The following is a 25890-nucleotide window of genomic DNA, read 5'->3' as shown; positions in this document are numbered from 1 at the left end:
TATATTATTTTCTAAAATCAGACATATAATTACTATTGAAAATTTAATAAAACCACCCTAAGGTGGCATTTTTAATGCCAGTGCATTAAATAAATTTGGATTAGTTTCAACGGTCTCCACATTAAAAAGGATACCAACTGAATGATAGACTAATACCCAATAAACCCATATCGACAATGCAACACGGCCAATCCACACTTCACATCACTACGTGCATCTGACTGTGAACGATCTTCTCGTACCATCTCCGGCCATGATTGCCCACGGAAGTAACGGTCAATAATTGCGTCCATCCATTCATCCATGACTTCACTCTGCCCCATTAAATCTAAAACTAAACGCTGTACTGCACGCGCTTCATTGTCATCAATCTGGCACTGGGTTTTAGACTTAGTTTTACGGAATGGATCTGATTCACTCACAAAGTAATTGGCGATGATTTCCCGTTGTTTCTTCTTACCTAACCGTTTTAAACGGCGTTGCTTTTCAACCTGTACCATCGCTGAGGCAATTGGGTTGCTATATGCGCCAGAAGGAATACCGGTAAAGCTCTTTTGATCTAGCCATGCACCGAACTGATATAACCAGCCTTCCAAATCGAACCGAGACCAGTCCACTGAGTGCATAACATGCTTCTTATCGATCATTAGTGTCATTCATTTCCCCCAACCATTTTCTCTATCTGCTGAACCGCTAAACCTGACTTCACTTGCTCTGTACTGAACCGTAAAACTTTCATCAATCTTTTAATCACATCTAATGCATACTCTGAATGGACTTGATCAGATGTAAAATGCAATACCCTCCACCCATCAATGACTGCTTCATTTCTCTTTTCACAATCATTATTTAATCCTTTTCTTGATGTGTGGCTTCCAGATTTGCCCATCCAAACCCCTCCTTGAATTTCAACTGCAATTCTTTCTTCAACCCATGCAAAATCAAATCGCCACTTTCTATCAGTTCTAAATTGGAGTTCTCTTTTCATCCCAACAGTCAAATTATTGGCTATTAATTGATTCAAAAATATTTCTTCTAAATAAGATGTAATAACTCCATCTATTCTTTTTGCTTTTCTACTGCCGGTCATACATTCAGCCGAACAATAAGTCCCTACTCCATTACCTCTCTTTAAGTCTGATGGTTTGGTATAAAAGAGTTTTTCACATGTCTTGCAAATACAATTTAACTTTGTACTTTTAGGGGCTAAACGAGGATTATTTAAAACCGCTTTTTGCGAGCATTCAGGACTACAATATTTTTCTTTACCTACTTTGCACCTCTGGACTTCGAAATCATTACTACACCATCCACATTTAACAATTGTTCTAGTATCTGCAAGCCGACACTCAACAGAGCAATAAACCTTCCCCTTTCCTGATTTTTGTTGATACGGCTTAATATGAAAAGCTTTTCCACAGTTTTTACAGTTCACATCATTCACAATGTATCTTGGATTATTAATGCCTGAGCTTTTGCATATGTCTGAACAATATTTGCCGTAACCTTTTAAAATTCGACTTGGTGCAGCATAGAAGCCATCGCCGCATGCGATACAAATACAGTTTTTCTTCAAATTTGCTTTGATACATTTTTTACAACTACCAATATGACCATCTTTACAAAGCTTATCTTTTGCAAAGCTTTCAAATGGCATTTTCAGCCCGCATTTTTTACATTTCTTAAGTAATACAGCCACTTCAAGTCTCCTTGATGTCAATATTGTGGATAGATTTCATCAAGTGTTTTTTCTGACGGTATACAGCCAGTTTTCTGGTTACTTTTGACTTGACATCTTCAACTACATATTCATTATTTGCTGTGTAATACGTAAAATCTGCATAGTAACGAATAGCAGGTTTAATCTTTTTTTCTCCTTGTAATTTCACTTTCGGTATCAGTTCAAATTTTGTGTGGTGACAAAGGTCATAAATATCTCCCCTCTGTTGCATTGCCTTAAGCTCAATATAACGTTGGAGTTCTTTTTTACTATCAAAGGTCATACCATCTAATTTGATCTTTTGAGCATTGAACTTATTTCTTACTGATTTAGTATTAGGTTGCTGTAAAAATAATTCACGGTATTCAGCTAAACTCATGCTAGACATCCAAACCCCTTTCAAAAGCGTAGAGTTCACCATCCAAGAGCGCTACGTTGACATCATAGAGGTCTGTCATGCCGCCCCCTGCAATGTGCCTTTGAACCCGACTTGCTTGAGATACGATTCCCATTGTTTGGCCTGATCTGGATCGCTAAGTTTTACGGCGATACGAGCTGCAAGTTGATCGTAGCTTTCCCCTGCAGCTGCAAACTGGCTTGCGAACTCGGGATGTTGTGAGAGTTTTTGAGCGAAGGAATGAACTTGTTTATCGCTCAACTGGTGCGGTGCGCTCGGCGAGCACCGAACTTGCGACCCTGAATTTTGGAAAGTTGCATGTTCACGTGCTTGGTATTTGCCACATGCGTTAATCAACCAGTCAGCAAAGTGGTAATGCATGAGTTCATCACAAAGATTCTTTTCGGCGTTGTAGAGTTCAAATGCTCGTAACTCACGATCGAACCAATTCGCGTTTTTGATCTGCTCGTAAGTTTCCTGATCAGTTGCCAAACGAATTTCTTCACCAAGTTTTTTCAAACTCAACCATGTTTTTTTATTTTTAGATTCTTCTGATAGATTCCCTGATAGGTTCTGTGTCCCAATATTGGGACTGGTCTCAGTACCGTTTTTGGGACTGGTTGCGGTCCCATTATTGGTACTAGTACCGTTTTTGGAACCAGTACCGAAATTGGAACTAGTTCCGTTATTGGTACTAGTCCCCTTTTTGGGACTGGTTAAATCAGTTTCTTCACGGCCCATCACACCAATTAACTGGTAAACCTTCACACCATTTCCTGTGATTTCACCTGTAAATTTTATTAATGAAATTGCCTCAAGTTCATCTAATACTTTGATCACTGTTTTACGGTTAAGGACAGTGTCTTTCACCATTCGCTTTATGCTTGGGTAACACTTGTGAGACTCTCCCGCTCTATCAGCCAAAGCCAATAAAACGAGTCTCTGACTTGAGGTTTTTACCTCTGCTTTGAAAGCCCAAATGGTTGCGTCCAGACTCATTACTCACCAACCTTAGGCTTTACATATCCGCCCATGTATTCAATCTTTTGAGCCTTATACAAACTCGTTTCAATTTCTCCAGCCAAATACAAAGTAATGCGGCCACGGCGAGCAAGTTCTTGTCTAAACTCTTCGCGAGTAATAGCAGCATTGCTTTCGTTGTATCCACGCTTACGGAGATTCGCTTTATTTCGTTCGAGCATTTTGTTTAGGAGATTAAGAGCTGGCTCATACCATGACTGAATACCTTCTCTCTGCTTATGTTCTGGAAGGTGTTTAAATTGTTGATTCATGACACCTCCGCCCGTGCTGACTCTTCAGCACTTAATCGACGCTTTAATTGGTTTTCCGCAACAGTCGCATGACGTATGTACTGCACTCCAGATGTCCAAACCTTTCCATCGGTATCAGTCATAGAGACATGATCACCAAGAAAGTCACTTTTTATTTCTATAATGCAGAAAATATTGTCGCTACCAAGTGGACCCATAATGTGGTTTTGAATAACCACCATGTCACCCACTACAAATTCTTCTGAGTTGAGTTCGATTGGCTGTTCTGATAAATTGCTCATGTTCTAATCTCGCTATAGATTCGAATGCCTAAAAGCCTGATTTCCGAGATCAGGCTTTTTTAATGCTCTAAATTTGACTCGGTATTCTCATGACATCCTCTGGCCTCTCTTGTTTCCTTAGGATGACCCCACACCTTTCGCATACGATTGAACTTGCGTCTCTCCACCAAGAGTTTTTCTATGCAAGCTTCACGTATCCAGTCTGCTTTCGTCATGTCGCTGGCATTGGCCACACCTTCGATGGATTCATCAGTCAAATCATTAAATTTGACCGTTACAGGGTTATCGAGCTTTCCACCTAAAAAGCCCAACTCTCTTGCTTCATTCATTTCATCGGTTCTCATGAAAAGAGCAGCTCCCTTGCTTATTAAATTTAAGTCTGAGCTACTTCATTACCATTTTGGTTTAATAAATTTGAGGTGGGATACAACCCGAAATGTTGTAATACTTCTTGCTCTGAAACTTTCCCCCCACTTTGTTCAGCTAAAGCTTTACGTAAGTTCTTACGTGGTTCTTTATAACCATACAAAAGGTGCGTCTTTAAATAACCAGTTGTTGTACCAGTAGCTTTTGCATATTGATTTAGTTCATCTGGAGTCATATTCAGGATGAAATCACGAAACTTCATAGATTGATCCTCATTAATCAATCCAAATATTACCTTTTAGGTAATACAAATACAACCTTTTTTCTTGTTTACCTTAAAGGTGATAAAGATAAAATAAGTACTTAAGTAAGTACTTACTTATCAAGGCCTATTTATTATTTCTATAAATATTTGTAGAAACAAAAGCTTAAATAATCAGTTTTAACTGATTTTATTTTGAGAATTTTATGGACAGTAAGAGTATCCGCTATCTAAATACACGTATTCTTGTAGAGCAAGTGGGCGGCGTATCTAATTTTGCTGAAAAGATTAATAAAGGTCAGTCTCAAACTAGTCAATTTGCTGGAACTAATCCAATTAAAGGGATTGGTAATAAAGTAGCAAGAGAGATTGAAGAAGCATTTAATAAACCACATGGGTGGTTAGATCAAGTTCACGAAGAGAAAGAAGCTACAAATAATATTGATAAAAATATTTCTACTCCTTTTCCAATAGCTGGACGGTTAGTACCAGTAATTTCTTGGGTTCAGGCTGGCACTTGGACTACAGCAGATTCTGTTCCAATAGGAACTCAATTCAAGGAATGGTTACCTCCAAATCCTAAATGTGGCAAAAATGGCTACGGTTTAATTGTGGTAGGAGAATCTATGTCTCCTGATTTTAGACCAGGTGACAAAATATATGTAAATCCTGATTTTCAAATAAGTGATTTAAAAACAGGTGATTTGGTGATTGTGTCGTGTGATGGGGAAACAGAAGCAACTTTCAAGAAATTGATTGTAGAAAGCAACGGTATGTATTTAGAACCACTGAATCCAAAATGGCATGAAAAAATTATGGAACTTCGAGAAGGATGCAAACTAGTTGGAAAAGTTGTAGGACTTTACAGAGATGTTTGAAAAAAATGAATTAATGGATTTATCAGATTTTTATAATAATCAAATCCACACTCGTAAGCTTACAGATAAACTAGGTAGATATTATACCCCAATTTCGATTGCTGAAATTTTATGTGAGCTTGTAGGTAAGGTAGATAATCAAAATATTATTGATTTAGGCTGCGGATGCGGTAATTTAATATTAGGTTCTTATAAAAGTTGGAAAAATTGTACTTATCATGCTTATGATATAGATACTTTAGCAATTAACAGATTAGCTTCTTTTCAAAAGAAAAATATCTTTACTTATAATATGGACATTATTAATGGAAATATTCCATATGAAAGTTTTGATATTGGCATAAGTAATCCTCCTTATATTTATTTCTCAAAGGAAAAAATATTAGAAAAATTAAAAAGTGAAACATCTTTAGAAAAAGAAATCATTAAATTAAATAGAATTCCTGCTCCATTAATTTTTTTAACAAAAATTTTAAGTGCCGTTAAAAAAAATGGAAAAGTAGGTTTAATTTTTCCTAATGGCCTATTAGTAAATAAGGCTTATAAAAATATTAGAAAAATATTGCTTAACGAATACAAAATTAACACAATTATAAAACTAGAACCCTATGTATTTGATTCAACAGAAACTTACGCCCACTTATTAATAATTGAGAATTCTGTACCAGAAAATAAATATCCAATTCAGTTTTATGAATTAGTAAAAAATAAATTAATTAATCCAGCATTAAGATCAAATATATCATGCTATGAAAGAATGGATTACTTTTTAAATAGAAATCCACAAAATAATCAAAAACTTAGCAATTACATTGAAACTATATTTAGAGGGAATGTCTCTTCAAAGTTTATCAAAGAAAATCCAAATAGAAAAATATTTCATACAACTAATTTTAATAATAATGAAAAGAATTTTCTGTCTATTACTTCTAACTCTTCTGCAGATATTTGTATAAAATATGCGCAAAAAAATGATATTTTAATAGCAAGAGTTGGTCGACATTTTTATAAAAAAATAAAAATAGTAGATATTAATAATTTAGAAATTTCCGACTCAATTATTGTTATAAGACCTAAAAAAAATAAAACAAAACTCATTTATAAGATACTTACAAGCAATGATGGTCAAGAATATTTAAAAACTGTTTCACAAGGAACAGGCGCAAAATATATTACACATGATCAAATATTAAATTTACCATTAAATATGGAAGATATACATGTCTTTTAATTCAAAATTATTTCAATTAAAAAGAGAAATAAAACAATTAAGTGAAATTGAGCTATGGGATAATATTACTCATGAAAGTGCAAGAATCTGGTTAAGGCAATTTGAAGGGCCTGAAGAACAGCTTCTAGGACATCTTATAGTTAGAAATATGATTGTAAGAAATGAAAAACAAATGACTCAGCTAATGCTTCAGGCTATTAGAAGAGCCATTAGTTATTTTATCAAAGATGAAGATCGTTATAGATTTACATGGCAACAAATATTATTTGAAGGATATAACAGCAAAATATTTTACATGGGTCCTGTAAATTTCAATATTGATGGATATGGTAAACCAGGTAAAAGTGGAGAAATAATTATACCTTTATTAAAAAAATATGTTCCAAGAGGTAATTTTCAATATCCTGACTCTTATAGAATGGGGCTTAATGCTAAAGAGGCTTACTTTTTAATCGATGATGCTATTTTAAGTGGACATCAAATTGAGGAATGGATAAATAGACATTACAAAAATTTAATGCTTGATGAAAATTCAACTTCGGCACTTGTTGTAGGTTTAGCCCATGAAGATGCCTTAAATTATCTAAAAAAAGAACTTCCTTCTTTAAAAGTTTTTTATGGTGAACTTCTAACTTCCGACCGATCTTTTGTAAATCTATGTAGTAAATGGGTAGAATCATCTATTTGGCCATCTAATTATACTGCACCTATAGATGTTTTTAATGCTATAAACGAAAGAGCGTCTTTTCATGAAAAAAATTCTTTAGGTCATTTGAATCAAGCTCTTTTGCTTTCATATTTTTTTGGGGCACCAGATAATACAATTCAAATTCTTAGAGATAACTCCACTTCGTGGACAAGTCTAGTGAGTAGATAAATGAGCACTATTGATTATAAATTACTTACAAAAACCCGAGCGGAAGAACATGATGCGGACGTATGGGGTACTTTTTATATCCCTCCATATTTCGAACGTCTAAATCTAACTAATGCTACCAAACCTACTTATTTCATTGGAAAAAGAGGGTGCGGTAAAACAATGTTACTTAAATATTTATCTTATCAATCAAAGTTTTCTTTGAAGCGAGACTTTATTCCTCAACAAGAGATTGAGCATGTAGGTATTTATTGGAGGATTGATACTCACTTTAGTAGTTCCATGTATAAACGAAATAAAAGTATTGAAGAATGGATTAATATTTTTGAAAAATACTTTGCAATTATAATTTCTAGTGAAATTTGCAAATCCCTTTATCATATTTCTAAAAGTAATTATAACTTTTTTAACCATGATGATCTTAAAAATATTAAACTTAATGAATTAGCTGATTTTGGTTTAGATATTCCTACAAATCTATTAGAGCTAGAAACTTATTTAAAAGTAAAACATAGATCTTTTAGCTCTTGGATTTCAAATATTGAAGTTGTTGAACCCCAAGCTTACCCTCCAGGTCTCAATTTTTTACAAGTATTTATCGAATCATTAAAATCAAATGAAAAATTAAGCAATATTAACTTCTATATTTATATCGATGAAATTGAGAATCTTCTTAGTTATCAAAGACGTTTCATGAATACCGTTCTCAAACATTCACAAAAACCTTTAATTGTAAACTTTACTTCAAAAGTTTTTTTTGATGAAAATATGACTATTGGAAATGAATCAATTAATGCTACACATGATTATAACTATAAAGACTTAGATGAGTTAATGAAAGATAATGAAAGAAGAGCTTTTTTCTCTGAAGTCTTTATAAATAATTTTAATTTAGCTTTTAATAAAGATACAAAAATTGATATAAATCTTGTAACAGATGAAACTCGCTTAAGCGAACGAGCTGATGTAGATTATCAAAACAATATGATTCAATTAATTAAAGAAAAATTCCCGAGTATAACTATAAAAGAACATGCAGAGAACGCATATAAAACTGAGCGAATTTCTAATAAAATAGATCAAAAAATTAGTAAACAATTAGAAAAAAGCTCTATTAATCTTTCTGATTTTAAATTTGCAGGCTTTCTTCCTGAAGCCTTAATAATTATTCCTTTTCTCTTAGAAAGGAAAAGTAATACTCCTGAATCTATACTTGAACAATATATTGCTTATCATAATAAGCAACCTAGTAAGTTTAATGATTGGGTTCACAACAATCTTTTTGGTGCTTTATTAGAATTGTACAGACCATTCAATGATAATAAATGCCCATTATTTAGTGGATTCGAAGCATTTTATACTATGGCAAATGGAAATTTAAGACACTTCTTAATACTTTGCTATAAAACTCTAGAAATTAATGAAATGTTTGATTTAGATAATAATCAGTTTAATATTGAAATCCAAGCTCAATCTGCATTTGAGGCTTCAAATGCTCTAATAAAGGAAATTAGAACATTAGGTAAGTATGGAGAGAAGTTAAGAATATTTACTTTAAGGTTGGGTAATATTTTTAGAGTATTACAAGAGAACCCCCTACTAAGCGAACCTGAGCAAAACCAATTTACTATCAACTCAGGAAACAGATTGCTAAATGAGGATGAGTTAATATTTATTGAAGAAGCAAAAAAACACAGTATTCTTATAGAATCTTCTGAAACTAAAACCAAGTCTAAAATAGGATTAGATATTGTTGATTATCTTTTAAATCCCATTTACGCTCCTTATTTCAATATTTCTTATAGAAGAAAAAGAAAGATCGAACTATCAGTTGAAGATTTCCATTATTTAATTAATGGCACAGAAACAGAATATAAAGGCTTACTAACACAACTAGTTCGCCCCAAAAGAGTTATTTTAAATAGTGATCAACAAAATACTATTCAATTAGGTTTTTTTGAATGAAAAAGTTTAAAGCTCATATATACACTGATATTAAAGATAATTTTTCTATTCAGACTACTTCAAATATCCACTTATTTTGTGGTAAAGCACTTGACGATAGAGGAAGAGAATTATTAAAGGTTTTCTCAGAAAAAAGCTCAACTATTCATTCCGTTCATTTTGAACCTAATACAATGCAATTTTCTATTGATAACAAAATTGTTGAATTTAATAATATTGAATACTTAAGTGAATTCATAAACGCTGAAAATACAATTATTATTGATAGTACCACTTTAGGTTTACCTGAGATATTTTATTTAATTAAACAATTTATTGCGTTAAGCTTTTTACACTTTAAAATTATCTATATCGAACCATTGAAATACAATAAAGATGAAAGTGATGATTTTTATAAATTATCGCACTACCCAATTGGATATAAACCTATTCCTGGCGCAGTGGGAGATTTACACCATGACGATTTAGATTTAGGAGTTTTTTTTGTAGGATTTGACCCATCTAGGATGGAAATTGCTTTAGAAGAATTCCAAATGATACAAGGAAAATCAATTAAGACAATTTTTGCGACTCCTGCATTTAATTCTGGATTAGAGCTAGAATCCATTGTTCCCCATTTAAATTTACTCATTGATAATAGAAATTTTGAAATTGATTTCTGTTCTGCTTTGGATCCTACTTCTTCCTTTGAGCTCTTAAATTATTATAAAAAATCATTAGATGATGGACAAAAACTTTTTGTTGCTCCTTTAGGGACAAAGCCCACGACTATTGCAAGTGCTTTGTTTGCTAATTTACATTCTAAAGATGTAAGTTTACTTTATGATCATCCACTTCATTTAGAAAACAGAACTATAGGTGTAAAAGAATGGCATATTTATTCAATTTACTTAACACCTATACAGTAAAAACATTAAGTTAATCATGAATAAGGTAATAAAATTAATATGCAATAAATCAATGAATTAAATTAATTTTTATTATTTACCCTTTAGAAATATTACCTTATTTCTATAAATCCTTTGTGTTACTCTTGAATTAAATTACCTTTTTGGTAATATTTATCTCGTAGACAATAAAAAAGCACCCCTGCCTTCGAACTCATGGGTGCTTTGCATTACGCGAGGTAAGTATGAAACAAAACCCTATTCCTAGTCAAACCACATCACGCTTATATCAACACCCTACTGTTGAAGAACAGCGCCCTTCTCGTTTCGCTACCATTAAAGCGAATGTCATCGACTTCCTTATATTCATTGCCCTTTCATTCATTCTTTGGGTAATTGCTGTAGCCGCTGCATCTTGGATGATGGGAGGCTAATCATGAATGCTCAATTCAAACCACATCCAGACGGCGTTAAAGCTTATATCGGCCTTGACCGCTTAACTGGTCTCTACTCTGTACGTATCGGCTGGACTGTTTATGCTGCTAATGCAAACGGCAGTGTGCTGTACACATTAAAAGGTGAAGTGAAAACTCCTTTAAATGTCGAAGAGTTTAAGGCGAAGCGTCCTAAGGTTTACGCATCCTTAATGAATGAGATTAGCTTCCAGCGCAAAAAAGCTTTAGCGATTGCCCTCCAACTTAACAATATCCCTTCGTATGACCGCAAAGCTTATAAGAAGAAGCGCGGCTTTACTGGTTTAAAATAAGGATAAGAAAAATGGCTCTACCTATAATTACTGCTGACCAAACTTTATTGGTTCAAGCAATCATTGTGTACCTATACGCTGATCCTGGCTTGGGTAAATCATCAATGGGTTTTACTGCTGAAAAAGCTATTTCATTTGACTTTGACCGTGGTGCTCACCGTACTGGTGAACTACGTCGCGGTGCGGTTGTGCAGGTTCAACAATGGAGTGATGTAGCAAATTTAACTCCTCAAGACTTAGCACCTTATAAAACTGTAATCATTGATACCGTTGGCGCAATGCTTGAATGCATTAAAACTCATCTATTGCTAACTGCTAATAACCGTCAAAAAGATGGCTCTTTAAAATTAAAAGCTCAAGGTTTAGCAAACCAAACGTTCAAGCAATACATCAACACTTTAATCAGTCTAGGCAAAGATGTTGTTTTCATTGCGCATGCTTCAGAAGATCAAAACGGTGATCAAATTATTTATCGTCCAGATCTAGGCGGTAAAAACCGAAATGAGCTTTACCGTATTGCAGACATCATGGGTTATTTAACAACAGTTACTACGGGCGAAGGTAAGAATGCCCGCGTTATTAATTTCAAACCCTCTCCTACTCACCATGCAAAAAACTCAGGTGCATTGGGCGGAGAAACTGGAGAAGTGTGGGTGCCAGATCTAAAAGCTAATCCAACTTTCTTAGCTGATCTGATCACCCAAGCTAAAGATCACATCAACACCTTAACACCTACTCAACTTGCAGCAGCAAAAGCTCAAGAAGAGCTAGAAAACTGGAAACAAAGCTGTGAAGAAGCTGAGCATGCAGGTGATCTGAATCAATTAACTGAATCGCTTGATAAAGAACACATGTATTACCAGAACATGCGCCAAACAATGTTAATGCGTGCTAAAGCCTTGAACTGCCAGTATGACAAAGAAAGAAACTCATGGATTAGTCCACCCGAATTTAATGGGATTAGTGATAAGCAACGGGATCAATTACAAGCTTTTATAGATGAGCGTGGATTAGACGTTAAAACTGTGTGTGAATACTTAGGAATAGATTCGCTCATGCAAATTGAAGTGGCGAAACTACCAGCCGTTCAAGTTGAAATTGAAAAGCTTGCTAAGGGAGAAATTGCCTAATGAGCTTCCGTTACTCATCCTCAGCCCGAACACTGATTGTGTTCGGTAACCTGATGAATCATTACTACGACAATGTGAACGCGTCTCAAATCGATAGCTTAGTTGATGAGGCGAAATTTAAAGAAGCGACTTGGAGAAAGTAAAACAATTTTAGAGCTGCAATGTTCTACATGAGTGACTGTATTGCTGACCCTCTGCGGTCACTCTTGAGAACATTGCAGTATTTAGGGGTAATTAGATAGGTAAAGGTATGGGAAAATATATAGTCGTTGTTGAAGCAGAAAAACCACCTCAGGTATTCATTCATGAAATTATTCCTAATGTGGGGAAAGTCATTGAAATGAAAGCTGAGGAAATACCAAACCGTGTGACTGCAGCATGGTTAATGGAGCGCTATAGCCTGTCCCGTAAATTGATTATTGATGAGCTTCGTCCACTCAATAAAGGGACTGATGGCAAGCATCTTTACGATCCAAATGAAGTTATTCCTATCCTTGAAAATTTAAATAGACAAAGGCAGCAACGCCAGTCGAGACGGAAGAATTAATATGGGGCTTCTGCCCCTTTATTATTTTTTATAAAAATATATTCCACCAAAAACTCCAAGTTTAAATAAATAAAATCACAAATTTAAAAACAATGTTTTTATTAAAGTTATTCAATGTAAAAACCACTTATAAATTAATTTATTTACAATTTTATAATGATTATATTTTTATATTTATATTAACTATTTAACATATCAATTCTTATATTTTATCAATTGGTAAAATATTTAGTTACACGCTTTAATATTTTATAAAAAAACTATATGTTAGGTTTTAGACTCATAATTGATTCCATTGTGAGATAAAAAATGTCATCTAAATACAAGAAATTTAAATTAAAAACCCTTTCAACCACTTTATTTATTGCATTTACTTCGACTGGTGTATTTGCAGCAGATAGTAATTCAAATCAACAAAAACCTGTAATGAATGTCGCTGAGACATTAGCATTTGATGCGAAACACTATGCAGCATCTTATGGAGTTACATTAGACGAAGCTATGCGAAGATTACTTATTATGCATGGTACAGATAATCAGGTAGCAGGTTTAAGTGATAAATATAAAAATGTTATTTCTGGCCTATATTTTGATAATGGACCTGACTTCGGATTAAAAGTTAAAGTTGTTGGAAATAATAATTCTCAACAAGCTTTTAAATTAGAAAGAAAACCAGATACATCAATTAAGCTTTTAAAAAATAAAAATGTTCAAGAACGTATTCAAGTTAGAAAGCTGGCAAATTTAACTGAAACAGAAGTGGAATCAGCATATAGAGCTATTGAGCGCGGTGTAAGTGCCCCTATTACCCTTATACAAGGAGCTTCAAATACTAAGCAACAACGAGTAAATCATCTTAATAAATCTTTTGCTGCTGTTAAAAAGGCTTACCCTACAGTTGAAATGATTTTAGATAATGAGCAGACAGGAAATGCCTTAGTCTATGTGAAATCTCTAAAACAAGTTGATAAACAAGCTCTCGAAAGACTACTCAACGTCAAAGTAGATTTATCAGAAATTCCTACTGGTATTCGCCCTACTAAAACACGTGGTGGATCATGGTTAGTAACGAATTCAGGTGGTAACTACTGTATGACAGGCTTTACTGCAAAAAGAATTTCTACTGGTGAGCTTGGCGTTATAACTGCAGGCCACTGTATAGATCCAAATGTTCCTTTAAATTATAAAGATAAAGATGGAACTCAATATGCTATTTCACCAGTAGCAGGTATGTATCGTGATGATACTGGAATGGATCTAGCTTTCATGAAAGCTGGAACGACTACTACTCAACAAGCTGTACCAGAGTTTTATGCGGATGCTACATCACCAGCTCGAGCATTAACAGGTAAACGAAATCGAACAAGTACTGCAGTAAAAAGTGGAACAGTTAAAGGATCTTATGTTTGTCACCTTGGACAAACTTCACCAACAAATCCAGCATTGATGCAAAGCTGTGGTGAAGTAATATCAATTACTGGTGCGAATCATCATCCAGGTGGAAACACTTATGTAGTTGTTACCAATACCCAAAGTGGAGCTGGCACTAATCATACATCTGGCTTAGGTACTTTGCGTTGTGTGCGAGGTGACAGTGGCGGCCCATGGTTTGCATTAAATGTAGCATTTGGTATTCAGTCAGCATGCTCATGGAAAGATACTGGCGAAACAATCACAAATACAGTCATTTATACCAGCGTAGATTACTTGGCTGATATAGGAGCTCAACTTGTATATCAATAAAATATTATTAGCGGTTGCTTCGTTAGGACTACTTGCTGCATGTCAGCAGCAAGTACCCAGTAAGCAAGAAAATAAAGATCAACTTAACTCAGTAAAAATTCCTGTTTATCAATTCAATGGTATTTCTGCTTCTGCACGATTAAGAGGACCATTACAACTTAAGGATGAGTGTCTATATGTGAATGACATTTTAGTTGTATTTCCTGAACGATCTACAGAATGGAATAGCAAAAATCAGACTTTAACTTATAAAGGTAAAAAAATTGCCTTAGGTGAAGAATTGGACATAGCTGGTGGTTTTGGTCAGTTTGAACGAGATAGCCAGCGAATTCAAAACTTAAGTACTTTATGTGATCATAAAAGTATTTGGTTTGCTGGATAATTTAGCATCTTATTAAAAGGCAGCAGCGACAGTCGAGACGTAAAAATTAAAAAGGGCACTAAGCCCTTTTTAATTTTTGATTATTTTTTAACAAAAATTTGTGGCACGACGATCTATTACCGATGCAATACTTTCTAAAACATAGTCATCTGCATTGATTATTTTCATTCTATCTAAAACAGTTTCTACACCAAACTCTTTTACTAAAATTCCAAATAATTCATCTGCATAAGATTCAGAAATTGACTGAACAGCCTTAAGGTCTAATTCGATTATAGAAGACTTATCTTCAATAAAAGCTGTTTCAAGCATTTGACGAAAAGGCACAGCCAAAGTTCTTGATGCAAGATCACCATAGGGCAAACTAAATACTTTGATCATTTTTAACACCTCTTAATCGTTCCATTATTATATGTTTCCGAGCGGAATCTTCAAGTGTATTTTTTTTAATCGATTGTCTTAATTCAGACATCTTGAATCTACAAGAAATTGCCACACCTTTCCATTCATTTTTTAATATTTTGTAAGATCTTTTACCTGATGAATCTATTAATAATAATGCATTTCCAGTACAAAGTTGCAATTCACCTTTGTAATCAATAATTAACTTTATAAGATGGGCTAATCCTAAACCTTGATGATTGTTCTCAGGTACTTCTCCACCAAATCCCATCATCGGATCACCACCTATCAAATCATCTGGCAATCTTTGAGTCCAATCATCTTCACTCTTGTTTTTAAGTTTGGAAGAATTACCTTCTTGAATACACCACTCAATTGCACTTTGATGATCTTTAATTTCTATTCTTGCTCTCTTCAGCTCTTCTAAAAAACCTAAGCCCTTATCTGCTAAGGCGAACTCTATATAATGATCCATACCATTAGTATTAGGGACTTTCGTACGCTGTGCCATCGAAAAACCAGTAGACTTTCCATGCGACCAAACATTGTCATGGAGCTCGCCAACTACACGAAGAAGACTTGCGATACCTTCACTTTTTTCATGATTAACAAGTTCCCTAATACAATTATTTATAGTTGTATTTGCCAGATCCACTTCCCCAGGACTTTTTAAAGGGGTTAAAGGTGAATAAGTTCTGCCACAATTAACACGGTTAATGTTATCCCCTATTTGCCATAATTCTCGATGGAAACCAATCGTTCTTAAGTAAGAAATTTGCTCATCAGATGCATGAAATTCTCTTTCAGGAACATTATGAGCTTTTATAAAACCAGCTAAAGCAGTTAAGTAACCTGGTGTAAAATGATCTCGATCAAGGCAAATCGAATTATACTCATCATCAAAAATAAAACCGTCTAAATTTAAGAAATCATTTAAACACTTCAAGTTATTACCTCATTAATTTTTTATGTTTTTTACAAGTATGTATATAAAGTGTATGATTTCATGCAAACAGTTACATTTCAAGATTATTTCACTGTGAAATTACTTTGCTTTGAAATAGCCAGTAAAAACATATATCTCTCAATTTTTTGTAAAAAAATATTCGACACCATTTCGGCACCATTAAATTGCAAGCTATTGTTATTTAATATTTATTATAACCTTGCCAAGGTTAGGGTCGCGAGTTCGAATCTCGTTCCTCTCTCCAAAATTAAAAAACCACCTATTTTAAAAATTAGGTGGTTTTTAGTATTAGTTAGTTAACTAATTTCACCAACTCCCTCACATATTTTTAGCTAATTCTTTTGCCAAACATTGTTCATGCCATGTAGTTTGGAAGTTCTCGACAGCTTTTGACTTAATGAGAGGGTCTTCAAATAGCTTTGAAGAATATGCAGATTTGATAAGCTCTTGGTAAAGTTGTTTGGCTTGTTGCTCTTCAAGATGATTGGCGATGTCATGTAACTCTTTAGCGGGCACTTCATGTTGTCTAGCATCCATCACCCCACTCGCTGCTTTCTTCACAGTTTCACAGTAATGAAGTTCCATAGCTTCTGATGCTGCATAACATTGAATTGAAATTGCGCTTATAAAGAGGAATATAAATCTCATAATCTCACCTTAATTTGACGCGCAAGGTTATCAACTAATCTGCCCAAATTTAAGTTAAAAAAGGTTATTTTTGTTTTGTCTTATTTTATTTGACCTTTTGCACTTGAGTATTAGAAGCCCTCAGCACTGTTCCATCTGCCGCGACTGGCGCCATAAATGGAATTTGTTGGCCTGTAGTTTTATCAATTAACAGCGAATGACGCTCCCCACTTTCAAATAGGTTTTGCTCTCCCCATTGTCGCAAAGCCACAATCACTGGGAACAAACTCTCCCCTTTAGCGGTCAATACATATTCTTGATAAGCCGTGCCATCTGAAGCATCTTGCAGTTCAAGAACACCTGCATCGACTAATTTTTTTAGGCGATCAGAAAGAATATTACGTGCTACTCCTAAGCTGCGCTGAAAATCTCCAAAACGGCGCATTCCATCAAAAGCATCACGCACAATAAGCAGTGACCAGCGATCTCCTATGAGATTGACGCAGCGCGCAACAGGACAAGGTTCATTTTTTATCAATGTAGAGTTCGCCATTAAGTTTCCTTACCAATCATCAGCAACAAGTTATCTAGTTGCATTTTAAAACTAGTCGATCTAACATTCAACTAGTTGCATTTTAAAACTAGATTGAATGGATTTAGGCCCATGAAAGCTTCTCTTGCATCTTCAACTTCACATGCTAAAAGCAATAAACCGCTTTCAAGCATGCCTCGTGGCATAATTTTGCTATTTGCTATAGCAAGTGGTGCAAGCGTAGCAAATGTCTATTATGCACAGCCTCTACTCGACATTTTGGCGAGTGACTTTAATGTGAGTCATGCCGCCATTGGTGGTGTGGTGACCGCCACTCAAATAGGTTGTGCCCTAGCCTTAATCTTTATAGTGCCGTTAGGTGATTTGGTAAATCGGCGTCGGTTAATGACACTGCAACTACTAGCCTTAATATCTGCATTGCTTGTGGTTGGCTTTGCTCATTCTACGATTATTCTTTTGGCAGGAATGCTTGCGGTGGGTTTACTCGGCACAGCCATGACTCAAGGGCTTATTGCCTATGCTGCGAGTGCTGCTCTCCCACATGAGCAAGGCCATGTGGTCGGTACTGCACAAAGTGGTGTGTTCATTGGTTTACTGCTTGCCCGTGTATTTTCAGGGGGAATTAGTGATGTAGCAGGTTGGCGTGGCGTATACTTTTGCGCAGCCATCATCATACTCATGATTGCATTGCCGCTTTGGAAACGTCTGCCTCATTTAGAAATTCAGCCCGCTACCATGCGTTACTCGCAACTTTTAGCATCGATGTTAAATCTGCTTCGCCAAGAAAAAGTACTCCAAGTGCGCGGTATGTTAGCTTTACTCATGTTCGCGGCATTTAATATTTTCTGGAGCGCATTGGTACTGCCGTTAAGTGCCCCGCCTTATAGCTTCTCGCATACTGTAATTGGGTCTTTTGGACTTGTTGGAGTGATTGGTGCTTTGGCTGCTGCACGTGCGGGTTACTGGGCCGACCGTGGATATGCTCAGCGCACAAGCTTGTTGGCACTCGTAATATTACTGCTCGCTTGGGGTCCACTTTCACTCATGGCTCACTCGCTCTGGGCACTCGTAATTGGCATCGTATTGTTAGACTTGGGCGGGCAAGCTTTGCACGTGACCAACCAGAGTATGATTTTTCGCACTCGTCCAGAAGCGCATAGCCGTCTTGTTGGTCTATACATGCTCTTTTATGCGGTAGGTAGTGGATTGGGTGCAATCAGCACAACAGCGACTTATGCTTATGCAGGTTGGCTTGGCGTGTGTGCACTCGGTGCAGGTGTAAGTTTCTTGGCCCTATTATTTTGGTGGATGACACGCCATATCGTGCCTCAAATCACTAATGAAAAAGATAACAATATACAAATAAATAAAATATAATAACCCAAAGTTTTATAAGCCCATGAATAAGAAAGTTTAGTCTTTAAATCTTAAGTTCGAACGGTAATAGAATGAAATCTTCTTTAACAATCTAAAGATTGATATGCAACTTTAGACAATTACTATCAAATATATGCAAATCCCTATAGGAACAAAATTGGGTATTAATAATAAATTGCTTTACACGGCTGTATTTGCCCTTGTTGCAGGATGCCACCAACAAGAAGCAAACGACAGTACAAATACTGTGAAACTCCCAGCCTATCAATACGATGGTTTCTCTGGTTCAGCACGCTTAAAAGGAAACTTAGAGTTAAAGCAAGGATGTCTTTATGTGAAAGATATACTCATTGTCTTTCCAGAACATAGCGCTCAGTGGGATGCTGAAAAAAACACTTTAAGTTATAAAGGTCAGCAGATCGGCTTAGGGGGCATATTAGATATTACTGGAGGGAGTGGTAATTTTGAGCAAGACAATCTACGCATTAAACATTTGAGTCCCATGTGTGATCATCAGAATATTTGGTTTGCTGGATAATCTTTTGTGAAGAGTATGAGTAAAAAAAGCCCCCGTCTGGGAGCTTTTTCCAAATAGTTTATGCGCTGTTATTTACAGCTTAAAAACTTAACTTGGGTGAATTTCTGCCGTCAATCTTTGCAAGTCATGACCCGAAGGTGCTTGGTAAACGCGTAAACCAAACTCGGGAAGAATCGCAATTAAATGGTCAAAGATATCTGACTGAATTGCTTCATAAGATACCCATGCAATCGTGTTGGTAAATGCATAAATTTCTAACGGCAACCCTTGGCTGGTCGGCTGTAACTGACGAACAATAATGGTTTGATTTTGAGCAATACCCTTGTGCTGACGTAAGTAAAATTCAACATAGGCTCTAAATGTACCAATATTGGTTAGACGGCGCTTGTTGTAACGAGATTGATTGCTTAAATGCTTATTGAATTCTTCAATCTCAGAGTTCTTTGCATTTAAGTATTGATCTAACAATAAAAAGTCTTTGAGCTTTTGTTGCTCTTCATCACTCATGAAATGAACGCTACTTTGATCGATAAAAAGTGAACGCTTCATTCGACGGCAACCCGAGTTGCTCATGCCTCGCCAGTTTTTAAATGTATCGGTCACGAGCTTATTGGTCGGAATGGTGGTATAGGTTTTATCAAAGTTTTGAACAGTCACGGTATGCAGTGAAATATCAATTACATCACCATCTGCATTGAGTGATGGCATTTCAATCCAGTCGCCAATACGCACCATGTCATAAGAGGCAATTTGTACACTCGCCACCAAAGACAAAATAGTGTTTTGGAAAACCAGCATTAATACCGCTGCCATTGCACCAAAACCAGCAAGTAAAGTGAACACATCCTTTTTAAGGAATGTTCCCAAAATCATGAGGCCACAGACAACAAATAAAATGAGTTTAACCAGTTGCAAGTAACCTTTAATCGGTTTGTTTCTAGATTTTGGATTACGCTGATAAATAAGGTTAAAGATATTTAACAGTTCGCTGACTGTAAGCGCCAGTGTAAGAAAAATGAATGCTTGTGCCGCCATCTCTACAAAAGCAATAAACTTCGGAGATAGATGAGGAACCGTTGCAATACCGTTCATAATCACAACGGCAGGAACAATATTTGCAAATTTCTTTATAACGCTATGCTGAGCAAAAATAGACTGATTTGGTGATTTGAGTTTTGTGACTAAATGACGAACGCCCCGAACAATAATGCGTTTGGCAATAAAATTTGCTATTGCAGCAAATAAAATCAAAATCGTGAGTGAAACCAACATTTCTAGCCAAGGATATTGACTTAACTCACCCCGAATATCACGGAAAAAATTTAAAAAATCCAAACCTATACACCTTTAAACTTTATTTTCAATAATTTTAAGGGTTAAGGCATTTGATCATAAGGTTTGTTTACATATGTAGTCATAAATACAACAACTAAGTTATATACCCTGCCCAAATTTAATTACGATCCGTTAATTTTAAAGCTTCATCTGCTTAGGGTTCAGACCAATTATATAAACTAGATCAGGCGTATCAGTTCATTTAGAATAATGCGTTAAACGAATAATTCTGGTTTGAGTGAGTGAAATTTTCTGATTTTTTGACTTTTATTGGAACAGTCTGGTTCAGCTTATTGTTTATCTATATTGCTTGGATATTTTTTCTTAAAAGTCAGTTTCAAAGATTTTTAATTTATAAACGAGGAAAGATGACTTCTGCCGAGGTCGTATATTTTCAAGACTCATTAGCTAAGGTGCAATATCGCCCTTTATGTTATGTCAAATTGAAATTTCAAACTGAGCAAGGCCAAGTCCTTACTGAAAATCTAAAGGTGCTTATTGCTAAACAAGATCAACATAAATATAAAGTGGGTAGCGTTATCAATATTAAATATGACCCTAAAAATTTCAAGAATATTTCGATATTGGGTGAAGTGATGATTTAGGTCATTAGAGATTATTTAAAAAATACGATAATCCCTGTGGGGCACGCCCATTTAAACGACTACTTGTGGTTACTCGTACCAGATTACTCCAAGTAATATTGCAACAATGATGGATCAATTTTTTAATTAAAGATACATCTTCATGACATGAAATAGGCTCAAAGCCACCGACCAAAAGATAGACCTCTGCACTAAAACTTAAATTTGCCCCGTGAATATGCTCGTGGTCCATCTGATCTTTATAGTGCGCTAAATATTTTTGCTGTTTCGTTATAGAGAGATGACTAAAATCATCAAGCGTCACAGTGCCGCAAATTGCATCTGTAGGTTGGTGCTGGATTTGATAGCGCAGCCAATCAGGACTCACCACGGTGTCTGCATCGGTACATGCAATCCAAGTTACACCACGCCCGATTAAATGACGGATTCCTAAATCCCTCGCTTGCCCCACGCATGCATAGTTGCATTCAATCCAGTTGATTTGATGGCTTTGTACAATCAACCGCGACTGATCTGTACAGCTATCGAGTACAACAAGCACTTCTACCTCATAACCACTAATGTTATCTATGGCGACCTGAATAGATTGCAAACAGGCCGATAGATAATACTCTTCGTTATGCGCTGGAATGACGATGCCTATTTTCATCTTAGTTTTTCCTGCTGCGCTAAAGAGGAAGTGTTCGCCGTCCACAGATCAATCATAAAATCTGGATCATTTAAACTGAGGTAATGATGAAACGGAAAATGTTGCTGAAAAGCTTGATGGACTTGCTCTGCATTTAATTCAAAATCTTGAATTTCATGACGCCAGTGACAACACAAAATCTCACCGTCATCATTTAAACTATGCTTTAATTTTTCAATAAACTGATGTAATTCATCCTTGGATAAGTAATAGGCCATCTCACTAATTAAAATCAGATCAAACTTTTGAATTGAGTAGTCTTCGGGTATTTTCCAGTTCTCAACCACCACATGCTCAAATTCTTTTAAACGCTCGGACGCCAAGCGAACAGCACTATCAGAGACGTCTATACACACTAACTCCTCAGCTCTTTGCGCCAAATGAAAACTTAAATGTCCATTTGAACAACCCACTTCTAACACTTTTGGGTAACGAGGTTTTGTCAGCAGCGCGAGACAAATTTGTCTTTTACGAGCTTCATACCAATGAAAGTCATAGCCCCATGGGTCACTGTTATGACGATATAAATCTTCAAAGTACACGCGAGAATGAATCACTCAAATAAACCTCATAAGGCATTAAAAGACGTTTAATCGCATTTGGAGAGAGAACGGCGGCATTACCCGTAGTTTCATCTGCTTCAAGTTGGGTTTTAAACTGCAAAATTGCTTGATGTTTTTTAGTTAGCTGTTCTTCGGTTAAGCGGTAGGCTTTTGCTCGGTGCCAATCAATGCGTGGGTCTAAAGGCTCTGCCCAATGCCAAGCCCAAATTAATACGTGTAAACAGAGTAGTTGCTTAGCGGTTGCATAGGCTTGTACGGTTTTACCTACTGCTTCATGGTCTGGGTGACCATCAAATTCATAGCTACAAATTAGAATATCGTTGGCTTGAACCAACTTGTCTAAACTCTGCCACAGTTGATCGGTTTGCAAATGAATCTGACCATCTAACAAATTAAGCTCTATATGCTCGGTGAACTTTGCTACGCCTAGACAATTTAAGGCTGCCAAGCTTTCTTGCGGGCGAAGAGTATTAAGCTGATCTGGAGGATATTTTGTAGAGTTAGGATGACTTTGGGTGCCGTTACTTACCGCTAAAACCAAAATCTTGCAGTTCAGTGCAAACAGCTGCTGCATTAATCCGCCACAGCCAAGCACTTCATCATCCGGATGTGGGGCTACAATTACTACTCTTTTTGAGCGGAATAGCTCAAGATCTAAAGCTGCTAACGGTTGTTCTTTAAATGCCTTTAACCATTGCTCTTTGGCCGTACCCTCACCAAAAATAACGCGGTCTTCAACTAAAGGATGTTTTAAAGTTCCCATAGGCTTTGCTCCGACACACAGAGTTCTGCAATTTGTTCATAGTCAAAAGCAGCATGACTTTGCCTGATAAACACAGGCAGATCAGCCATGAGCTGAGCAAATGTCGCATCTTCACAAAAAGGACGAGCACCCAAGGCTTTCCCTACTCGCTCAATAATGCTCAGGCAGCATTGTTCTGTTTGAGCACGTAATATGCGTATTTCCCGCTCATGACTTAGCGTTGGTTTATGGTCTATGAGCTTGGCAACATATTGAAAATACTGCTTAGTGATTTCTAGCTGCTGAGCGACCTCACCTAAATATAATTTTTTATAAGGATTCGGAGTTGCCTGACAGCTTTCTTGCAAAAAGTTAGCTAGACGCACGGCGGCACCATACCAACAGGCCGCTACACCTGCTGCACCATGCCAAAAACCTGGGCGTTTTAAATAACTATTTGGCTGACCAATCAATTTAACAGGTGTATTTTTAAAAGTTACTTGCGCAGTCTGTGTCGCATGCATGCCTACAGCGTGCCAGTGGCTTAAATCGGTTGTAATGGATGGATGACTTAAGTCGACAATACAAAGCTGCGCCAGCCCTTGCTGATCTTTATAACTTATTAAAGCTTTTTGAATGAATTCAGCACCAGAGCACCAAGGTTTTATGCCATTACAAAGATTGTCTTTTATTTGCAATGGTGCTGGTCCACCGTCTGCTGCCCAAACTGCCCAAGTCTGGTCATCTATTTCTTGCTGATAACCCAATTCATTTAAAATGCTTAAAGCATCACAATGAGACTCAAAAAGCTTAGCTAGACTTAAATCAACTCCAGCAATCTGCGCAAAAAGTTGCCAACGTTGATAGGTTTGACCCGAAGCTGGATGAGGCAAATTTTGAGTTAAATTTACAAGCTGAAAAAGTAAATTTATACGAAGCTTACTTTTATCTTCAGCTAGGGCAGCTTCAAATTCACTCAAACTGCTCAGTATCGTCATGTTTATAGGTATTTTAATATTCATTGCAAATAATTATTTATAAGACTTAACCCAACCATAACTAAAGATTTCTGTTTAGATAAACATATAAATTGTAATAAAAAGAAAAATATTATTAGTTTTATATCTAATTATTTCATTGTTACTCAAATATCATGATTAAGTGAACTTATAATCCGATCATGTAAGGTTTATTAAAAACTCAACATTTAATCGATTATTTAAAGTAGTTTAGTTCTTACCGTTTTTCTATTTCCAAAGAAGAGGTCTAAAATGAACACTTTAAATATTAATGATATTAAAAAACACGCAGATGTTATTGCTTCTTGTGGCACCAAAGTAGGTACTGTCGATCATCTTGATGGCGAGAATCAACTCAAACTCACCCGAGATGAAAGTGGTCAACATCACCTCATTCCTACTGGATGGATTGGGGAGGTAAAAGAAGACCAAGTTATTCTGAATAAAAACTCAGAAGAAGTTAAAGATCAGTGGCAAGCGATCTAAACTTCTAAGTAAGCTAGCTAGTTTTAGCTAGATTAAAATAAAATAAATTTATAACTAAAAATTTAAATTATAAAAACTAAAGCTCCTTTTTATTAAGGAGCTTTTTTTATTCATCTCATATTTAAAATAAATAAAGCTTACCCTCGTGTTGTGTTAAATATACCCAATCTTTAACAGAGTTGCTTTTATCTCTATAAACCTTTTTGAGGCTCATTTTGTCCCTTAAGCACATGGTGATCAATTTTACTTAATGCTAAAAATTGTCCATTCGCATTAAATGAACAATTATGAATAGGGTGACATATATGATCACAGGGAATCATCAGCTTAAAGCAAGAAAGGTCCATTTCGATTTTACCGAATCATCGGTCTGTTGGATGCCGAATGATCCTCTATGCTCGCATGTCGCCAATGGCATCAACATGCTCTTGCCGGCTGGTGAGTTTTGGTTTTGCCGTGTGTTTAATAAAACCCTTCCCTTGATTACCGATGAAGCACTAAAACAAGAAGTGATTGGATTTGTCCGCCAAGAAGCTGCTCATGCACGTGCCCATGAAAAAGCACAGGACTTCTTACGTGAAAATGGTTACGACATTCAAGAAACACTCAACCGTGCCCATTTTGTTTTTAATATTTTGTTGGGTGACAAACCTCTAGGCATACCTTTTTTAAAAGGCGAAAAGCTTGATGAATATTGGTTACTTTTCCGAGTGGGAGTGATTGCTGCAATCGAGCATTTTACTGGAACCATTGGTCAATGGACACTCGACAGTAAGACGTGGGACCAAGCCGACCCTGCTATGGCAGATTTGTTCCGTTGGCATTTAGCTGAAGAAGTTGAACATCGCTGTGTTGCTTATGATTTATTTGAGCACCTTTTAACAAACAAGTTTGGGTTTTATGTGTCGCGCCAAGTGATTATGGCGGCGGTTTTCCCACTGTTTATTTACTTCCTTGCTGACTTTGCCCGTAGTTTAGGTAAGCAAGATTTAGAACACGAAGATATTCAAAAATTGATGCGCCGTGGCTACTTCAAAATTATTCGTGAATTTGAAAAAACCGCAACTCGCTCAGACAACTTACCGACCATTAAATATTTGTGGAAAGCGACGTTAAGATGGGTTTCTCCAAAATTTAACCCAATTCATGAGGGAGATACCGCGCAAGCTTTAGCTTATATGGCTCGCTCGCCTGCAGTTCAATATTTTGAAGGTATGGCACAGGCTGCAAAACCTGCGACATTAAGCTAAGCAACTATTTTTAT

At 36.0% G+C, this 25890-nt stretch carries 34 protein-coding genes; 17 read left to right on the top strand and 17 right to left on the bottom strand.

The window, feature by feature from the left end; genetic code table 11:
• Positions 1–149 precede the first annotated feature (149 nt).
• From MKX14_RS16605 to MKX14_RS16570, 8 genes are all read right to left on the bottom strand, one after another.
• The gene (locus tag MKX14_RS16605; RefSeq protein ID WP_240283005.1) at positions 150–656 is read right to left on the bottom strand and encodes a hypothetical protein; all 507 of its coding nucleotides are present in this window, start codon (positions 654–656) and stop codon (positions 150–152) included.
• Positions 653–1699 carry a hypothetical protein gene (locus tag MKX14_RS16600; protein ID WP_240283004.1) on the bottom strand — a complete coding sequence of 349 codons (1047 nt, stop codon included), beginning with the start codon at positions 1697–1699 and terminating at the stop codon, positions 653–655. Before MKX14_RS16600 ends, MKX14_RS16605 begins: the two co-directional genes overlap by 4 nt.
• A 1-nt stretch (position 1700) precedes the next feature.
• Positions 1701–2108: a DUF1064 domain-containing protein gene (locus MKX14_RS16595; RefSeq protein ID WP_240283003.1), complete on the bottom strand. Its 408-nt coding sequence runs from the start codon at positions 2106–2108 to the stop codon at positions 1701–1703.
• A gap of 66 nt (positions 2109–2174) precedes the next feature.
• Positions 2175–3116 (bottom strand): helix-turn-helix domain-containing protein, encoded by a 942-nt coding sequence (locus MKX14_RS16590; protein ID WP_240283002.1) that lies wholly within the window; start codon positions 3114–3116, stop codon positions 2175–2177.
• A complete protein-coding gene (locus tag MKX14_RS16585; protein WP_240283001.1) occupies positions 3116–3409 on the bottom strand; it encodes a hypothetical protein in 294 nt (97 codons plus the stop codon). Before MKX14_RS16585 ends, MKX14_RS16590 begins: the two co-directional genes overlap by 1 nt.
• Entirely contained in the window at positions 3406–3690 is a 285-nt protein-coding gene (locus MKX14_RS16580) for a hypothetical protein (RefSeq protein WP_240283000.1), read from the bottom strand. Before MKX14_RS16580 ends, MKX14_RS16585 begins: the two co-directional genes overlap by 4 nt.
• A 59-nt stretch (positions 3691–3749) precedes the next feature.
• On the bottom strand, positions 3750–4034 hold the full coding sequence (locus MKX14_RS16575; RefSeq protein WP_240282999.1) for a hypothetical protein: 285 nt from the start codon (positions 4032–4034) through the stop codon (positions 3750–3752).
• A 29-nt stretch (positions 4035–4063) separates the two neighbouring features.
• On the bottom strand, positions 4064–4318 hold the full coding sequence (locus tag MKX14_RS16570) for a hypothetical protein (protein ID WP_109428883.1): 255 nt from the start codon (positions 4316–4318) through the stop codon (positions 4064–4066).
• Positions 4319–4524: 206 nt separating this feature from the next.
• Here MKX14_RS16570 and MKX14_RS16565 point away from each other — a divergent pair, with 206 nt between their 5' ends.
• The 12 genes from MKX14_RS16565 to MKX14_RS16510 all read left to right on the top strand — a co-directional run bounded on the left by MKX14_RS16565 (position 4525) and on the right by MKX14_RS16510 (position 14724).
• On the top strand, positions 4525–5196 hold the full coding sequence (locus MKX14_RS16565) for a LexA family protein (RefSeq protein WP_109428882.1): 672 nt from the start codon (positions 4525–4527) through the stop codon (positions 5194–5196).
• Positions 5189–6427 (top strand): N-6 DNA methylase, encoded by a 1239-nt coding sequence (locus MKX14_RS16560; RefSeq protein ID WP_240282998.1) that lies wholly within the window; start codon positions 5189–5191, stop codon positions 6425–6427. The genes MKX14_RS16565 and MKX14_RS16560 overlap by 8 nt, the downstream gene beginning before the upstream one ends.
• Positions 6417–7304 carry a phosphoribosyltransferase-like protein gene (locus MKX14_RS16555; RefSeq protein ID WP_109428880.1) on the top strand — a complete coding sequence of 296 codons (888 nt, stop codon included), beginning with the start codon at positions 6417–6419 and terminating at the stop codon, positions 7302–7304. The genes MKX14_RS16560 and MKX14_RS16555 overlap by 11 nt, the downstream gene beginning before the upstream one ends.
• A complete protein-coding gene (locus MKX14_RS16550; protein ID WP_213066329.1) occupies positions 7305–9269 on the top strand; it encodes a hypothetical protein in 1965 nt (654 codons plus the stop codon).
• Positions 9266–10177 carry a hypothetical protein gene (locus MKX14_RS16545; RefSeq protein ID WP_109428879.1) on the top strand — a complete coding sequence of 304 codons (912 nt, stop codon included), beginning with the start codon at positions 9266–9268 and terminating at the stop codon, positions 10175–10177. Before MKX14_RS16550 ends, MKX14_RS16545 begins: the two co-directional genes overlap by 4 nt.
• A gap of 224 nt (positions 10178–10401) precedes the next feature.
• Positions 10402–10590 (top strand): hypothetical protein, encoded by a 189-nt coding sequence (locus MKX14_RS16540; protein WP_000812654.1) that lies wholly within the window; start codon positions 10402–10404, stop codon positions 10588–10590.
• 2 nt (positions 10591–10592) lie between these two features.
• On the top strand, positions 10593–10922 hold the full coding sequence (locus tag MKX14_RS16535) for a hypothetical protein (protein WP_109428878.1): 330 nt from the start codon (positions 10593–10595) through the stop codon (positions 10920–10922).
• An 11-nt stretch (positions 10923–10933) separates the two neighbouring features.
• A complete protein-coding gene (locus MKX14_RS16530; RefSeq protein WP_240282997.1) occupies positions 10934–12052 on the top strand; it encodes an ATP-binding protein in 1119 nt (372 codons plus the stop codon).
• Positions 12052–12195 (top strand): hypothetical protein, encoded by a 144-nt coding sequence (locus tag MKX14_RS16525; RefSeq protein WP_199976227.1) that lies wholly within the window; start codon positions 12052–12054, stop codon positions 12193–12195. Before MKX14_RS16530 ends, MKX14_RS16525 begins: the two co-directional genes overlap by 1 nt.
• Positions 12196–12302: 107 nt before the next feature.
• Positions 12303–12599, top strand: a complete 297-nt coding sequence (locus MKX14_RS16520) for a hypothetical protein (protein WP_240282996.1) — start codon at positions 12303–12305, stop codon at positions 12597–12599.
• A 309-nt stretch (positions 12600–12908) separates the two neighbouring features.
• Positions 12909–14342 carry a S1 family peptidase gene (locus tag MKX14_RS16515; protein WP_240282995.1) on the top strand — a complete coding sequence of 478 codons (1434 nt, stop codon included), beginning with the start codon at positions 12909–12911 and terminating at the stop codon, positions 14340–14342.
• Complete coding sequence (locus tag MKX14_RS16510) at positions 14329–14724, top strand: hypothetical protein (RefSeq protein ID WP_031960191.1); 396 nt, start codon at positions 14329–14331, stop codon at positions 14722–14724. Before MKX14_RS16515 ends, MKX14_RS16510 begins: the two co-directional genes overlap by 14 nt.
• 87 nt (positions 14725–14811) lie before the next feature.
• On the opposite strand, the gene MKX14_RS16505 is transcribed toward MKX14_RS16510, so the two are convergent.
• The 4 genes from MKX14_RS16505 to MKX14_RS16490 all read right to left on the bottom strand — a co-directional run bounded on the left by MKX14_RS16505 (position 14812) and on the right by MKX14_RS16490 (position 17273).
• Positions 14812–15105: an STAS-like domain-containing protein gene (locus tag MKX14_RS16505; protein WP_031966473.1), complete on the bottom strand. Its 294-nt coding sequence runs from the start codon at positions 15103–15105 to the stop codon at positions 14812–14814.
• Positions 15089–16072, bottom strand: coding sequence for a hypothetical protein (locus MKX14_RS16500; RefSeq protein WP_050444568.1), 984 nt, complete (start codon positions 16070–16072; stop codon positions 15089–15091). Before MKX14_RS16500 ends, MKX14_RS16505 begins: the two co-directional genes overlap by 17 nt.
• A gap of 339 nt (positions 16073–16411) precedes the next feature.
• Complete coding sequence (locus tag MKX14_RS16495; RefSeq protein WP_001210983.1) at positions 16412–16741, bottom strand: hypothetical protein; 330 nt, start codon at positions 16739–16741, stop codon at positions 16412–16414.
• Between the two features lie 85 nt (positions 16742–16826).
• On the bottom strand, positions 16827–17273 hold the full coding sequence (locus MKX14_RS16490; protein WP_240282994.1) for a winged helix-turn-helix transcriptional regulator: 447 nt from the start codon (positions 17271–17273) through the stop codon (positions 16827–16829).
• A gap of 111 nt (positions 17274–17384) precedes the next feature.
• On the opposite strand from MKX14_RS16490, the gene MKX14_RS16485 reads away from it, so the two are divergent.
• Both MKX14_RS16485 and MKX14_RS16480 read left to right on the top strand, forming a co-directional pair.
• Entirely contained in the window at positions 17385–18650 is a 1266-nt protein-coding gene (locus MKX14_RS16485; RefSeq protein WP_240282993.1) for an MFS transporter, read from the top strand.
• 133 nt (positions 18651–18783) lie between these two features.
• The gene (locus MKX14_RS16480; RefSeq protein ID WP_240282992.1) at positions 18784–19188 is read left to right on the top strand and encodes a hypothetical protein; all 405 of its coding nucleotides are present in this window, start codon (positions 18784–18786) and stop codon (positions 19186–19188) included.
• Between the two features lie 87 nt (positions 19189–19275).
• On the opposite strand, the gene MKX14_RS16475 is transcribed toward MKX14_RS16480, so the two are convergent.
• Positions 19276–20523 carry a mechanosensitive ion channel family protein gene (locus tag MKX14_RS16475; RefSeq protein ID WP_005070199.1) on the bottom strand — a complete coding sequence of 416 codons (1248 nt, stop codon included), beginning with the start codon at positions 20521–20523 and terminating at the stop codon, positions 19276–19278.
• 242 nt (positions 20524–20765) lie between these two features.
• On the opposite strand from MKX14_RS16475, the gene MKX14_RS16470 reads away from it, so the two are divergent.
• Entirely contained in the window at positions 20766–21128 is a 363-nt protein-coding gene (locus MKX14_RS16470; RefSeq protein ID WP_240282991.1) for a DUF3592 domain-containing protein, read from the top strand.
• A 4-nt stretch (positions 21129–21132) separates the two neighbouring features.
• Here MKX14_RS16470 and MKX14_RS16465 read toward each other — a convergent pair whose 3' ends face one another.
• From MKX14_RS16465 to MKX14_RS16450, 4 genes are read right to left on the bottom strand one after another with little or no spacing between them, the layout of a single operon-like run.
• Entirely contained in the window at positions 21133–21777 is a 645-nt protein-coding gene (locus MKX14_RS16465) for a glycosyltransferase (protein ID WP_213073505.1), read from the bottom strand.
• Positions 21774–22373 carry a class I SAM-dependent methyltransferase gene (gene nodS / locus MKX14_RS16460; protein ID WP_240282990.1) on the bottom strand — a complete coding sequence of 200 codons (600 nt, stop codon included), beginning with the start codon at positions 22371–22373 and terminating at the stop codon, positions 21774–21776. The genes MKX14_RS16465 and nodS overlap by 4 nt, the downstream gene beginning before the upstream one ends.
• Positions 22348–23142 (bottom strand): PIG-L deacetylase family protein, encoded by a 795-nt coding sequence (locus tag MKX14_RS16455; RefSeq protein ID WP_240282989.1) that lies wholly within the window; start codon positions 23140–23142, stop codon positions 22348–22350. The genes nodS and MKX14_RS16455 overlap by 26 nt, the downstream gene beginning before the upstream one ends.
• On the bottom strand, positions 23130–24143 hold the full coding sequence (locus MKX14_RS16450; protein ID WP_130625970.1) for an acyl-CoA dehydrogenase family protein: 1014 nt from the start codon (positions 24141–24143) through the stop codon (positions 23130–23132). Before MKX14_RS16450 ends, MKX14_RS16455 begins: the two co-directional genes overlap by 13 nt.
• A gap of 249 nt (positions 24144–24392) precedes the next feature.
• On the opposite strand from MKX14_RS16450, the gene MKX14_RS16445 reads away from it, so the two are divergent.
• Both MKX14_RS16445 and MKX14_RS16435 read left to right on the top strand, forming a co-directional pair.
• A complete protein-coding gene (locus MKX14_RS16445; protein ID WP_002113991.1) occupies positions 24393–24626 on the top strand; it encodes a DUF2171 domain-containing protein in 234 nt (77 codons plus the stop codon).
• A 305-nt stretch (positions 24627–24931) separates the two neighbouring features.
• Complete coding sequence (locus MKX14_RS16435; protein WP_240282988.1) at positions 24932–25876, top strand: metal-dependent hydrolase; 945 nt, start codon at positions 24932–24934, stop codon at positions 25874–25876.
• Positions 25877–25890 lie beyond the last annotated feature (14 nt).

The sequence above is a fragment of the Acinetobacter pittii genome (assembly GCF_022449185.1).
Classification (GTDB): Bacteria; Pseudomonadota; Gammaproteobacteria; order Pseudomonadales; family Moraxellaceae; genus Acinetobacter; species Acinetobacter pittii_I.
The sequence above is the reverse complement of the archived record's forward strand: the minus strand, read 5'-3'. Positions and strand labels throughout refer to the sequence as shown.

Bases quoted from the DNA above. Each gene is read 5' to 3' on its own strand.
- MKX14_RS16605 (WP_240283005.1), bottom strand. From the start codon at position 656: ATGACACTAATGATCGATAAGAAGCATGTTATGCACTCAGTGGACTGG.
- MKX14_RS16595 (WP_240283003.1), bottom strand. From the start codon at position 2,108: ATGTCTAGCATGAGTTTAGCTGAATACCGTGAATTATTTTTACAGCAA.
- MKX14_RS16590 (WP_240283002.1), bottom strand. From the start codon at position 3,116: ATGAGTCTGGACGCAACCATTTGGGCTTTCAAAGCAGAGGTAAAAACC.
- MKX14_RS16585 (WP_240283001.1), bottom strand. From the start codon at position 3,409: ATGAATCAACAATTTAAACACCTTCCAGAACATAAGCAGAGAGAAGGT.
- MKX14_RS16580 (WP_240283000.1), bottom strand. From the start codon at position 3,690: ATGAGCAATTTATCAGAACAGCCAATCGAACTCAACTCAGAAGAATTT.
- MKX14_RS16575 (WP_240282999.1), bottom strand. From the start codon at position 4,034: ATGAGAACCGATGAAATGAATGAAGCAAGAGAGTTGGGCTTTTTAGGT.
- MKX14_RS16570 (WP_109428883.1), bottom strand. From the start codon at position 4,318: ATGAAGTTTCGTGATTTCATCCTGAATATGACTCCAGATGAACTAAAT.
- MKX14_RS16565 (WP_109428882.1), top strand. From the start codon at position 4,525: ATGGACAGTAAGAGTATCCGCTATCTAAATACACGTATTCTTGTAGAG.
- MKX14_RS16560 (WP_240282998.1), top strand. From the start codon at position 5,189: ATGTTTGAAAAAAATGAATTAATGGATTTATCAGATTTTTATAATAAT.
- MKX14_RS16555 (WP_109428880.1), top strand. From the start codon at position 6,417: ATGTCTTTTAATTCAAAATTATTTCAATTAAAAAGAGAAATAAAACAA.
- MKX14_RS16550 (WP_213066329.1), top strand. From the start codon at position 7,305: ATGAGCACTATTGATTATAAATTACTTACAAAAACCCGAGCGGAAGAA.
- MKX14_RS16545 (WP_109428879.1), top strand. From the start codon at position 9,266: ATGAAAAAGTTTAAAGCTCATATATACACTGATATTAAAGATAATTTT.
- MKX14_RS16540 (WP_000812654.1), top strand. From the start codon at position 10,402: ATGAAACAAAACCCTATTCCTAGTCAAACCACATCACGCTTATATCAA.
- MKX14_RS16535 (WP_109428878.1), top strand. From the start codon at position 10,593: ATGAATGCTCAATTCAAACCACATCCAGACGGCGTTAAAGCTTATATC.
- MKX14_RS16530 (WP_240282997.1), top strand. From the start codon at position 10,934: ATGGCTCTACCTATAATTACTGCTGACCAAACTTTATTGGTTCAAGCA.
- MKX14_RS16525 (WP_199976227.1), top strand. From the start codon at position 12,052: ATGAGCTTCCGTTACTCATCCTCAGCCCGAACACTGATTGTGTTCGGT.
- MKX14_RS16520 (WP_240282996.1), top strand. From the start codon at position 12,303: ATGGGAAAATATATAGTCGTTGTTGAAGCAGAAAAACCACCTCAGGTA.
- MKX14_RS16515 (WP_240282995.1), top strand. From the start codon at position 12,909: ATGTCATCTAAATACAAGAAATTTAAATTAAAAACCCTTTCAACCACT.
- MKX14_RS16505 (WP_031966473.1), bottom strand. From the start codon at position 15,105: ATGATCAAAGTATTTAGTTTGCCCTATGGTGATCTTGCATCAAGAACT.
- MKX14_RS16495 (WP_001210983.1), bottom strand. From the start codon at position 16,741: ATGAGATTTATATTCCTCTTTATAAGCGCAATTTCAATTCAATGTTAT.
- MKX14_RS16490 (WP_240282994.1), bottom strand. From the start codon at position 17,273: ATGGCGAACTCTACATTGATAAAAAATGAACCTTGTCCTGTTGCGCGC.
- MKX14_RS16485 (WP_240282993.1), top strand. From the start codon at position 17,385: ATGAAAGCTTCTCTTGCATCTTCAACTTCACATGCTAAAAGCAATAAA.
- MKX14_RS16480 (WP_240282992.1), top strand. From the start codon at position 18,784: ATGCAAATCCCTATAGGAACAAAATTGGGTATTAATAATAAATTGCTT.
- MKX14_RS16465 (WP_213073505.1), bottom strand. From the start codon at position 21,777: ATGAAAATAGGCATCGTCATTCCAGCGCATAACGAAGAGTATTATCTA.
- MKX14_RS16455 (WP_240282989.1), bottom strand. From the start codon at position 23,142: ATGGGAACTTTAAAACATCCTTTAGTTGAAGACCGCGTTATTTTTGGT.
- MKX14_RS16450 (WP_130625970.1), bottom strand. From the start codon at position 24,143: ATGAATATTAAAATACCTATAAACATGACGATACTGAGCAGTTTGAGT.
- MKX14_RS16445 (WP_002113991.1), top strand. From the start codon at position 24,393: ATGAACACTTTAAATATTAATGATATTAAAAAACACGCAGATGTTATT.
- MKX14_RS16435 (WP_240282988.1), top strand. From the start codon at position 24,932: ATGATCACAGGGAATCATCAGCTTAAAGCAAGAAAGGTCCATTTCGAT.